The sequence below is a fragment of the Caballeronia sp. genome (assembly GCF_049581465.1).
Lineage (GTDB): Bacteria > Pseudomonadota > Gammaproteobacteria > Burkholderiales > Burkholderiaceae > Caballeronia.
Window position 1 is genome coordinate 1 of the sequence record NZ_JBAUSA010000058.1, and the last position, 11,026, is coordinate 11,026.

The following is an 11,026-nucleotide window of genomic DNA, read 5'->3' on the forward strand; positions in this document are numbered from 1 at the left end:
CGGCTTGCCCGTTCACTTCCATACGCACGACACCAGTGGCATTTCAGCCGCTTCGGCACTCGCCGCGATCGATGCCGGCTGCGATGCGGTTGACGGCGCGCTCGACGCGATGAGCGGCCTGACGTCGCAACCGAACCTGTCGAGCATTGCCGCGGCGCTCGCGGGCAGCGAGCGCGATCCGGGGCTGAGCCTCGATCGGTTGCACGAAGCGTCGATGTACTGGGAGGGCGTGCGTCGCTACTACGCGCCGTTCGAATCGGAGATACGGGCTGGCACCGCCGATGTCTATCGACATGAAATGCCGGGCGGCCAGTACACGAACCTGCGTGAGCAGGCGCGCTCGCTCGGTATCGAACATCGCTGGACCGAGGTGTCGCGCGCGTATGCCGATGTCAACCGGATCTTCGGCGACATCGTCAAGGTGACGCCGACCTCCAAGGTGGTGGGTGACATGGCGCTGATGATGGTGGCCAACGACCTGAGCGCCACCGACGTGTGCGATCCTGCCAAGGAAGTCGCGTTTCCCGAGTCCGTTGTTTCACTGTTCAAGGGGGAACTCGGCTTTCCGCCCGATGGGTTTCCGGCGGAACTGTCACGCAAGGTGCTGAGGGGCGAGCCGCCTGCGCCTTACCGGCCTGGCGACGCGCTTGCGGCGGTCGATCTGGAAGCGGCACGTACGCAGGGCACAGTTGTATGCGAACAGGAACTGGACGATCAGCAACTGGCTTCCTACCTCATGTACCCGAAGCAAACAGGGGATTACTTCGCACACCTCCGCGCCTATAGCGACACCTCGGTGCTGCCGACGCCGGCTTTCCTCTATGGATTGCAGCCGCAGGAAGAAGTGGCGATCGACATTGCTCCTGGCAAAACCTTGCTCGTCTCGTTGCAAGGGAAGCACGCCGACGCCGAGTCCGGGATGATCAAGGTTCAGTTCGAGTTGAACGGACAATCGCGCACGGCCTCGATCGAGCAGCGCACTACCGCACATGCGGGACCGGCGCGTCACAGCCGCCCGGTAGCCGATCCATTGAATCCGCTGCATGTCGCCGCGCCCATGCCGGGTTCGATCGTGACCGTTGCGGTACAGCCGGGGCAGCGGGTCGCAGCCGGTACTACGCTGGTCGCATTGGAAGCGATGAAAATGGAAACCCACATTGCGGCCGAGCGCGACTGTGAGATTGCCGCCGTGCATGTGCAGGCGGGTGACCGTGTGGCCGCGAAGGATCTCCTGATCGAGTTGAAGGGCGAGGGCTGATCGACGCGGGTAGTACGAGCGCACACGCACTACTGACTCCCCGCAACGCCGACCGCGTTCGGGAGTCAGCAGTGCGGTTTCAGGCCTTCTTCACGTAGGCGCTGCACCATCCCTTCGCCGAGACCTGCTTACCGGCAAAAATCGGGCACGGACCCGATGCATCGCCCGGCTTGCCCTGAAAAAGCTGGCAGCTGGCGCACGCCTGTCCAGGCTGATACTTCGAATATTTAGCCTTGTCGACGTGTGTCGCATCGGCCTTATAGCCGAGCGATTGTGCGGTCGGATCGCTTTCGGATACCGCGGTCGTGTCGGCAGACGCCTTGCCCGAGAGCGCGATGGTTGAGGCCAGCGAAGCGGCCAGCATCATGAAATGACGACGTGATGATTGCATGTAGGGCTCCTTTCTTTCAGATGATGGGCGGCGGGCCTTCTACGTGCCCGCCAATGGGCAACTTCGTTTCGCCACGTTGCGAAGTTCTACGGTTTGCCTTTGATCGCGGTCAGATACGCAGCGAGTTCTTCTACCTGCTCCGCAGGGATGGGTGAGCCATAAGCAGTGCGCATCTTGTTGATCTCCGCCTTCCATTCTGCGAACTTTAAGGGCGGCTGGCGCGTGACCATGCCAGCCGAATGACAGATCATGCACTGCGAGTTGGCGATCTCGGCGCCGGCGCCAGGTGGGAAAACCTGCTCACTGTCAGGGAGGGTAACACTGACGGTTCGATTCAAGGCTGTGGCCAACGGTGCTTTCGGCGCGGGTTCGGCTAAGGCGCTCGAGATGCCGGCGGTGGCGAGCAGAATCGATATCACCACGTTTGGACTTGTCATGTTCCGCTCCTCAGGAAACCATCAGCGTGATGGTTTCGACCACGTTGCGCATGAAGCCCGAGGCATTCCAGTTTGCGGTATCCGGCTGCACGACTCCAGCGGTGTTCGTTGCCTTGATTTTCAGCACCATGGGACCGGCCTGCGGTATCAAATGTGTTTCCCATTGCCTGAAGCTGTATTTGCCATGATCATGGCCGAGGCGCGTGGACGCCCAGGTAGCGCCGCCGTCAGACGACACACTGACGTCGCGCACACCGGCGTCTCCGCCGAGGGCGATGCCGCGCACTGTAAGCGGCTTGCCGGCGGCTACCTTCTGGCCATTCGTGAGATTGGTGATGAACGAGCGTGGGACCATCCGGTTGATCGGCACCATCTTGACGCCGGTTTGGCCAGGCGTGATGTTGGCATGGGGGGTGTCCGGTATCAGGTAGGCCTTTGACATCCAGAAGTTGTCGTCCGGGTGATTCAGCACCTCGATATCGTTGAGCATCTTCACCCAGTAGGTCGAATACCAGCCGGGCACAATCAGGCGCAGCGGAAAGCCGTTCAGCAACGGCAACGGCTGACCGTTCATCGCATAGGCGATCATCACTTCCCCATCGCGCGCATGGTCGATGTCGAGCGACTTCATGAACTTGGGCGTTGCCGGGAGGACCCCTGTGTCGAGCCCGTTGAAGCGGGCCTGCACGGCGTTGCCCTTGAGACCCGCTCGATCCAGGACATCGCGCAGACGGACACCGGTCCACAACGCATTGCCCATCGCGCCGTTGCCCCATTGAGCGCCCGCCACGCGCTGATCGACGAATCCCCGCGAGTTGCCGGAGCACTGGTTCACCGCCGCCAGTTCTACCGGTTCGAACTGGGTCCGCAGTTCGTTCAGGCTCAGGCTAAGCTCCCGTTCGACCTGTCCGTGGACGTTCAGGCGAAATGCGGCGCCGTCGATTTTCGTGGGAATATCGGCGAGGTGCCAGCGCACGTAAAACTGGTCGTTAGGCGTGAACACGCCTTGATAGAAGACGGCAAACGGCGTCTCCAGCAACGGCGGACGGGTTCGCAGCCGCAGCATCTCAGCTTTTTGTGGAAACGCGCTCGTCACGTCGCGCTCACCGCCAGCGAATGGCAGGTTGAAGCTCTCCGCCGGCCACGCGCTGCGGTTCCAGGCCGCCATCGTGCCGGCGAGACCGCCGGCGGCAAGACCGAGAAGCATCTTGCGCCGGTGCGCGTCCATGCCGTGGGAATGGTCCTTCATGGGTGTTTCCTTCAGGTTGGTCGCAGGGTTTGACAATTCGTTCGCCACGCAGCCGCGAAACGCTGGCGTGGCATTCTTTCAACTCGGTCGATTTCAGCCCGAGGCAGCCTTCGGACAGATCACTCGGCGGTTGACTTGATGATTCGGAATGCCGACGGTGTAGCGCGCTTCACCATCGGGCAGATGGACGCGGAAACTGTCGTAGCACGCGCACAGGGAGCACGTCGTCGTTGTCGTCGAATTTCTCGTGGTGCGTGAGCGCGCCGTGTCGATCTCGGTGTTGTCAGCGCGCCATGTTTGACGCCATCTCGACGAATACACGCATGGCCTCCGTCACGTAACGCTGCTGATTACGCAGCATCAGGAAATCCCGCGACGGCAGAGCCCACCGAAGTGCTGTCAGCGTCCCGGCGCTCAGTGAGGAAGCCGCGACCAGACGAGACATCACGGTCGCACCCGCACCGGCCTCGACGGCGGAGCGTACCGCTTCGTTCGACGGAAGTTCGAGTGCGATGTCGAACCCAGAGGGATCGCCCCCTAAGCTTCGCACCATCTTTTCGAAGATCCCGCGCGTGCCGGATTCCTTTTCACGCAGCACCCAGGCGGTGTCGCGCAGGTCGGTAATATCGGCAGCCGTCGAATCGTGACTGGCCCAAGGATGGCTGGGGGCGACCACCAGAACCAGTTCATCGTGGGCGACTGCGCGCACGTCGAGACCGTCGGTGTCCACCTGGTCTTCCACGAAACCTAGATCGACCGCGCCCTCGGCGACCTGCCGCACGACTTGTCCGGTATTCGTGATCGAGAGCTTAAGCGAGACGCCGGGATAGGCCGCATGGAAGCGCTGCATCACGCCCGGTATCCAGTAATTTGCCACCGTCTGACTTGCCGCGAGCGACAACGCACCGCGCCGCAATCCGGCCAGATCGGCCAGCATGTTCCCGGCCGACGAAGCGCGGGCGAGCACGGCGCGCGCTTCGCAGAGAAACTGCTGGCCGGCGTCAGTCAGCACAATATTCCGGCGAATCCGGTGGAACAACTTGACGTCATACTGCGCTTCGAGGGCGGCGATCGAACTGCTCACCGCCGATTGCGAAAGTGCCAGTACGTTGGCGGCACGCGTCACATGCTGCTGCTCAGCAACCGCTACAAAGATACGAAGTTGATCGAGCGTCATGATATTCAGCAGACCTTGAATTTTTACGCCATGCCCAGAACGCGAATCAGCACGAGGCTGATGAGCGCGAGCGCAACGATCGACAGCACCACCGCGAGGGTCACACGGGGGCCGGCTTGGGCAACCATTCGCACATCGACGCCCAGCCCGAGTGCCGCCATCGAGATGATCGTCAACACGTTCGCCGTATTGCTGATCGGCGATAGTGCGGCCGTCGGAAGGATGTTGGCCGAACGGAGGGCGACCAGCGCCAGGAAGCCAATAATGAACCAGGGCACGACCTTATGCCAGGCGAGGCGTGTTTCTTTCGCCGCACCTGGGGATGGAGCCACGCCTGCACCGCGACGCGAGCCGATTGACAGGACCAGGATCACGGGACCGAGCATCAGCACACGAACCAGTTTGACGAGCGTTCCGATATGGGCGCTGAGAGCCGACACGGGGACCGTTGCGGCAAGCACCTGCGGCACCGCGTAGACCGTCAGTCCGGCCAGTACACCGTATTGCAGATTGCTAAGGTGCAGCACAGGAACCAGCAGCGGCAGTGCGAGTACGACGACGACACCCAGCACTGCGGTAAAGGCAATCGACGCGGCCACGTCATCGCTATGCGCCCGGATCACGGGAGCAACGGCTGCGATCGCAGAGTTACCGCAGATCGAGTTGCCGCATGCGACCAGCAAGGCCATCCGATGGTGCAAACCAAGGAGGCGCCCGGTGCCGTAACTGATCACGATAGCCACCCCGACGACGGCCACGATGCCTGCCAGAAGTCCCAGCCCGGCTGCCTGCAGGGTCTGGGTGCTGAGCGAGGCGCCCAGCAGGACCACGGCAATTTCCAGCAATGTCTTGGCGCTGAAATTGATCCCGGCGTGCCAGTGCGCGGCTGGCTTCCAGACACTTCGCACGGCCGTGCCGATGAGGATGGCGAGGACCAATGCTTCCAGCCAGGCGCGCCCGAACAGATGCTGCTCGGCCAGTTGCAGCCCGAATGCGGACAACGTGACGGCAATGCATAAGGCAACGCCGGGCGCATGAGTTCGCACCCAGGAGAGGGGGCTGAATGTGACCGAGTGCCTTCCGGTCAATGCATGGGTTTCTAGCGGGGTTGACATCGCGCTCTCGATATTTCAGTGACTAGAAAGATGAGAATTATCGCGATGACTGATTCTATATTCCAACGCGGAATATAGAACGAATTGATCGGTTATATAGAACGATGCTGTCGCTCATCGGTTGAGCGGGCGAAATACGTGTCGACAACCGGCGTCTGGATGCCGCTCGGCGCGATCGCATTCACTCCTATCTGCGGGACCTGCCCGATGTCACGCATCACGCACGTGCGTATGCGTATCTTCACTTTCGGTGGCGACTGCGCCAGTCACGGGGCGTCATTTGAAAACGCTTCTGGAACCAGACCGTGAACGCGCCCTGACTGGTATAGCCCAATAAGGCGGCGACCCGGCCGATCGGATAGCGTGGGTTGAGCAGGTAGCGCACAGCAAGATCACGCCGCACTTCTTCAACGATGCCCGAAAAGCCGAAGCCGGCCGAATCAAGCTGGCGCTGCAGGGTGCGCACCGTCAGATTCAGTTGCCGCGCCACCAGTTCGATTGAAGCCTGACTGAGGGGCAATAGCAGGTAAATCGCCTTACGCACGTCCAGCGCAATTGAATCTGCCGCCGTATTGTTGAGTGGATTGGCGAGACTCTCCGCGTAACGGACCAGCTCGGGGTCCGCATTCGGATTCGGATAATCGAGGTCCGCAGCCGCACAAACGAATCCGTTGAAGTCGCTTTCGAATGTGATCGGACAGCCGAAGAACCGGCGGTGGAGGGTGAGATCGGGCGGCGCCGCATGGGTGAAATGCACACTGCGCGGTTTCCAGTGGGCGCCGAGGAGCGCGCTTGCATGGCGGGACAGCACGCCGACTGCCAATTCAATCGCTTGTACCGTCCGGGTGCCCGGTTCGGCGACAATCTCTTCGCGGATCGTCACGGTGTCGCCGATTGTCTCGATGTAAACACCCAGCGCTTCGTTGAGCAGATAGCGGTACTGGACAGCGGCCAGCAACACCTCGCGGAGCGTGCGCTTGTGGGCAAGCAGGACGTTGATGACGCCACTACCGAACTGCTGGCGGGTTTGCGCGATCAGCAGCCCGAGTGTCGAACACGACGCTTTCTCCGCGGTGGCTTCGAGCAACCGGCAGGCGCCCTCAGCCGGGATCCGCTCATCGGGATTCGCCAGCGCCACGGCGTCAAGACCGACCTCCTGCACAAGCTCGTAGGGGTTGAGGCCCAAGCCTCGCGTCACGTCGAAATACCCGTGCAATGTCGACGATCTCACCATGCTTTGCATCCGATCTCCTTCCTTTGCTCACGCGCGTGAAGCCCTTTAGCGCGGGATCGGTGTTAACGCGCAGTGTCGTCAAATAATAAAACAATGTCACCGAAAACGAAATTCGTATCGCTGGATTGCCGTATCTTCGCCTGACTGATCCATCTCCCCCTGCGTTGAAATTGTGCGCGTGGGCGTATTGATGGCGGTTGAAGGAGGCTCCCCGGCCCGCTTCGGGGAGCGACACAAATACCGGCCCCTGTTTGTCCGCTATCGGCAAGGGCACCGGACGCGCCAGACGCGAAGGAGACGAAATGCTTTTGCAGCATGCTGAGCCCACGACGGGCGAAATTTCGGCGACACACTCGGATATACCCGCCTACGCATGGGTGGTATGCGCGCTCACGGTCGGTCTGCTTCTTTCCGACTATATGTCGCGCCAGGTATTGAATGCAGTCTTTCCGTTTATCAAGTCCACATGGAACCTCTCTGACACTAAGCTCGGTTCGCTCAGCAGCGTGGTGGCGCTGATGGTGGGCGTGCTGACCTTTCCGCTTTCGGTGCTCGCGGACCGCTGGGGTCGCGTAAAGAGCATCCTGTTGATGGCGGCGCTGTGGAGTCTCGCGACGCTCGGATGTGCCATCGCGACGACCTACGGTGAGATGTTATTCGCCCGTGCGTGTGTCGGGATTGGTGAGGCGGCCTACGGAAGTGTGGGTATCGCTCTCGTCCTGAGCATTTTTCCGCCGCGTCTGCGCGCCACCCTCACGGCCACGTTCATGGCAGGCGGGGCGTTTGGCTCCGTGATGGGCATGGCGCTGGGTGGGGCCGTCGCAACCCACCTTGGATGGCGCTGGTCGTTCGGCGCAATGGCCTGCGTCGGTATCGCACTCGTTGTCATTTACCGTTTTGTTGTTACGGAGAAAAGGCTGGCTTCACTACAGCCGGTGATCGCCGGGCATAAGGGTAACCTTGGCGTGCGCATGAGCTTGCGCGCGCTGATAAAGGGGTTGTTTTCCACGAAGTCGGTCGTGTGCGCCTACGTGGGCAGCGGTATTCATCTGCTCGTCCCGGCGGCCGTGTGGTCCTGGATGCCGAGCTTCCTGAATCGCTATTACGGCATGGCACCCGGTAAGGCGGCCGTGCATGGCGCGGTGTTCGTGCTCGTGACCGGCGTCGGCATGATCGCGTGCGGAAGCCTCTCCGACCGTCTCAACAGGAAGGTTGTACAAAGAAAGTGGCTGACCGCGATCGTGTACTGCCTGTTGTGCTGCGTCCTGCTCGGCATCGCTTTCCAGCTGCCGCCCGGCCCGTTGCAGCTCGTCCTGATCGGTTGCGGAATGTTCTTCTGTGCTGGCGCGACGGGGCCTTCGGGTGCAATGGTGGCGAACCTTACCCCGCCGTCCATCCACGCGTCGGCATTCGCCACCCTGACATTGGCCAACAACCTGTTGGGGTTGGCGCCCGCGGCCATCCTTACGGGCATCGTCGCAGACCGGATCGGCCTGCTCGGCGCCTTGCAACTGGTCCCGATTGCGCCGCTGCTCGCGGCGGTGGCGTTCGCCATCGGCCGTTGCAGCTACAAGCGCGACCTTGACCGCGTGAATGCACCGGGTGAGGAGGTCACGCTCTAATAGGTCTCCTTACGCCTGCTGCGTCGTCCGCCGGGTTAACCGACGGCGCGCGCTCTGGTCAAAGCAATACCTGGACATTACGCGGTAATCGACGCCTGCGGCGGGACGTGATAGTCCTCTAGCAGGCGCATTCCCCCTCGGTAAATCGAGAAACAACTTGGAGAACGAATCATGGCGAAAGCAATCCGCTTTCATGAAACCGGTGGCCCTGAGGTCTTGCGGTACGAGGACGTTGAAGTAGGTGATCCGGGCCCGGGCCAGGTTCGCCTGCGTCATGAGGCAGTTGGCCTCAATTTTGCGGACACCTATTTCCGCTCAGGACTGTATCCGGTTCCGCTGCCTGCAGGCATGGGTGTAGAGGCAGCCGGCGTGGTCGAAGCAGTAGGCGAGGGCGTGACGAACGTCGCAGCAGGCGATCGCGTCACCTACACGGGCTTTATCAACACGCTTGGCGCCTACAGCACGGAGCGCCTTTGTCCGGCAGCACCGCTGATCAAGCTGCCTGACGGCATCCCCTGCGAGACGGCGGCGGCCATGACCATGCGCGGCCTGACCTCGTCGTACCTGATGCGGCGCATCTACGACTTCAAACCCGGCAATACGATTCTGCTCCACGCTGCCGCAGGCGGCGTCGGGCTGATCGTATCGCAGTGGGCCAAGCTGCTCGGGCTCAAGGTGATCGGCACCGTTTCGAGCGAAGCGAAGGCGGAAGTCGCCCGCGCGCACGGCTGCGACCACACCATCAACTACAGCCATGAAGACGTGGCAAAGCGCGTACGCGAACTGACCGACGGCGTCGGAGTCAATGTGGTTTTCGACAGCGTCGGCAAGGATACCTTCGAAGCCACCCTGGATTCGGTCAAGCGCCGCGGCCTCATTGTTTGCGTCGGGACGGCATCGGGGCCGATTCCGGCATTCAATCCGCAGATCCTGGCGATGAAAGGATCGCCGTATCTGACCCGTCCCGCGCTCGCCGACTACATTGCCGATCCCGCTGAAAAAGCGGACCTGGCCGGGGAAATGTTCGGCCACGTTGCGGCTGGCCGCATCAAGATCGAGATCAACCAGCGCTATGCACTCGAGGATGCCGCACAAGCGCACCGTGATGTCGAATCGCGCAGGACAACCGGCTCATCAGTTTTCGTCATTTAAGGAGGGCGCCATGCTTGTCGAACAACTTAACAACGCCATTGGCGCCGAACTGGTGGGCGTCAAGCTCGCCGACGCGATCCACGACGATGGCCTCTTCGCCGAGATCCGGGCGAACCTGCTCAAGCACCGCGTCCTGTTCCTGCGCGATCAGGACATTAGTCGTGCTGAGCATGTTGCTTTCGCGCGCCGCTTCGGCGATCTGGAAGGCCACCCGGTCGCCGGCAGCGATCCTGAGAATCCGGGCCTCGTGCGAATCTACAAGTCGCCGGAACAGCCTAATGACCGTTACGAAAATTCGTGGCATTCGGATGCCACCTGGCGTGAAGCGCCTCCGTTCGGCGCTGTGCTGCGCTGCGTGGAATGCCCGCCCGTCGGCGGCGACACGATGTGGGCGAACATGGTGCTCGCGTATGAGAACCTGCCCGTGCACGTGAAGGAGCAGATCGCCGATTTGCGCGCTCGCCACAGTATCGAGGCGAGCTTTGGTGCGGCGATGCCGATCGAGAAGCGGCTTGCTTTGAAAGCCCAATATCCCGATGCGGAGCATCCGGTCGTGCGCACGCATCCCGAAACGGGCGAAAAAGTGCTGTTTGTCAATGCGTTCACCACGCACATGACGAACTACCACACGCCGGCGCGGGTGCGCTTCGGCCAGGACGCCAATCCAGGCGCGTCTGACCTGCTTCGTTATCTGATCAGCCAGGCGTACATCCCGGAGTACCAGGTGCGCTGGCGCTGGAAGCCGAACAGCATCGCGATATGGGACAACCGCAGCACGCAGCACTACGCGGTGATGGATTACGCGCCGTGCAATCGCAAGATGGAGCGAGCCGGAATTGTTGGCGACAGACCGTACTAACCTGAAGGAATCAGCGTCTTGACTCTTAATATTGAACCTACCGTGCTCATTGTGCCCGGCCTGCGTGACCATGTGGCCGAACACTGGCAGACACTGCTGCAGGCTCGCCTTCCCAAAACGGCTTCGGTGCCGCCGCTCGAGCACGACAAGCTCAGTTGCGCGGCCCGCGTTGCGGCGCTGGACGAGGCCATCGCGAAGATTGACGGCCCGATTCTACTGGTCGCTCACAGTGCAGGCGTCATGATTACCGTGCACTGGGCGCAGCACCACAACCGCCCGATCCAGGGCGCGCTGCTGGCCACGCCGGCGGATCTGGAAAGCCCCATGCCCGCGGGTTATCCGACGCTGGACGTGCTTGAAGAACACGGGTGGCTGCCGTTCCCTCGCAAACCGCTGCCGTTCCCGAGCATTCTCGGCGCCAGCCGCAATGATCCGCTTGCCGCGTTTGATCGCGCTGCCGGCATGGCAGCGGACTGGGGCAGCCGTCTCGTCGACCTTGGCGAAGTCGGGCACCTGAACCCCGCGGCCGGCT

The 11,026-nt window shown here is 61.7% G+C and carries 12 protein-coding genes; 5 read left to right on the forward strand and 7 right to left on the reverse strand.

Annotated elements, in window-relative coordinates:
• The coding region (locus tag WCA53_RS01295; RefSeq protein WP_423904579.1) for a biotin/lipoyl-containing protein at positions 1 to 1,258 on the forward strand (1,258 nt) is incomplete at its 5' end.
• Between the two features lie 79 nt (positions 1,259 to 1,337).
• Here WCA53_RS01295 and WCA53_RS01300 read toward each other — a convergent pair.
• From WCA53_RS01300 to WCA53_RS01330, 7 genes are all read right to left on the reverse strand, one after another.
• Entirely contained in the window at positions 1,338 to 1,649 is a 312-nt protein-coding gene (locus WCA53_RS01300; RefSeq protein WP_423904583.1) for a high-potential iron-sulfur protein, read from the reverse strand.
• An 86-nt stretch (positions 1,650 to 1,735) separates the two neighbouring features.
• Entirely contained in the window at positions 1,736 to 2,086 is a 351-nt protein-coding gene (locus WCA53_RS01305; protein WP_423904587.1) for a c-type cytochrome, read from the reverse strand.
• Positions 2,087 to 2,096: 10 nt separating this feature from the next.
• Positions 2,097 to 3,335 (reverse strand): molybdopterin-dependent oxidoreductase, encoded by a 1,239-nt coding sequence (locus tag WCA53_RS01310; protein WP_423904590.1) that lies wholly within the window; start codon positions 3,333 to 3,335, stop codon positions 2,097 to 2,099.
• A 93-nt stretch (positions 3,336 to 3,428) separates the two neighbouring features.
• Positions 3,429 to 3,656: a hypothetical protein gene (locus WCA53_RS01315; protein WP_423904593.1), complete on the reverse strand. Its 228-nt coding sequence runs from the start codon at positions 3,654 to 3,656 to the stop codon at positions 3,429 to 3,431.
• Positions 3,619 to 4,512, reverse strand: coding sequence for a LysR substrate-binding domain-containing protein (locus tag WCA53_RS01320; RefSeq protein WP_423904595.1), 894 nt, complete (start codon positions 4,510 to 4,512; stop codon positions 3,619 to 3,621). The genes WCA53_RS01315 and WCA53_RS01320 overlap by 38 nt, the downstream gene beginning before the upstream one ends.
• Before the next feature lie 23 nt (positions 4,513 to 4,535).
• Positions 4,536 to 5,627: a YeiH family protein gene (locus tag WCA53_RS01325; protein ID WP_423904598.1), complete on the reverse strand. Its 1,092-nt coding sequence runs from the start codon at positions 5,625 to 5,627 to the stop codon at positions 4,536 to 4,538.
• A gap of 241 nt (positions 5,628 to 5,868) precedes the next feature.
• Entirely contained in the window at positions 5,869 to 6,870 is a 1,002-nt protein-coding gene (locus WCA53_RS01330) for an AraC family transcriptional regulator (RefSeq protein ID WP_423904600.1), read from the reverse strand.
• Positions 6,871 to 7,163: 293 nt separating this feature from the next.
• Between WCA53_RS01330 and WCA53_RS01335 the strand changes: the two genes are divergently transcribed.
• The 4 genes from WCA53_RS01335 to WCA53_RS01350 form a co-directional block, all read left to right on the forward strand.
• Positions 7,164 to 8,483, forward strand: coding sequence for an MFS transporter (locus tag WCA53_RS01335; protein ID WP_423904605.1), 1,320 nt, complete (start codon positions 7,164 to 7,166; stop codon positions 8,481 to 8,483).
• Between the two features lie 171 nt (positions 8,484 to 8,654).
• Positions 8,655 to 9,635 carry a quinone oxidoreductase family protein gene (locus WCA53_RS01340; RefSeq protein WP_423904610.1) on the forward strand — a complete coding sequence of 327 codons (981 nt, stop codon included), beginning with the start codon at positions 8,655 to 8,657 and terminating at the stop codon, positions 9,633 to 9,635.
• A 10-nt stretch (positions 9,636 to 9,645) separates the two neighbouring features.
• Positions 9,646 to 10,494, forward strand: coding sequence for a TauD/TfdA dioxygenase family protein (locus WCA53_RS01345; protein ID WP_423904613.1), 849 nt, complete (start codon positions 9,646 to 9,648; stop codon positions 10,492 to 10,494).
• Between the two features lie 18 nt (positions 10,495 to 10,512).
• On the forward strand, positions 10,513 to 11,026 hold a 514-nt coding region (locus WCA53_RS01350), incomplete at its 3' end, for an RBBP9/YdeN family alpha/beta hydrolase (RefSeq protein ID WP_423904616.1).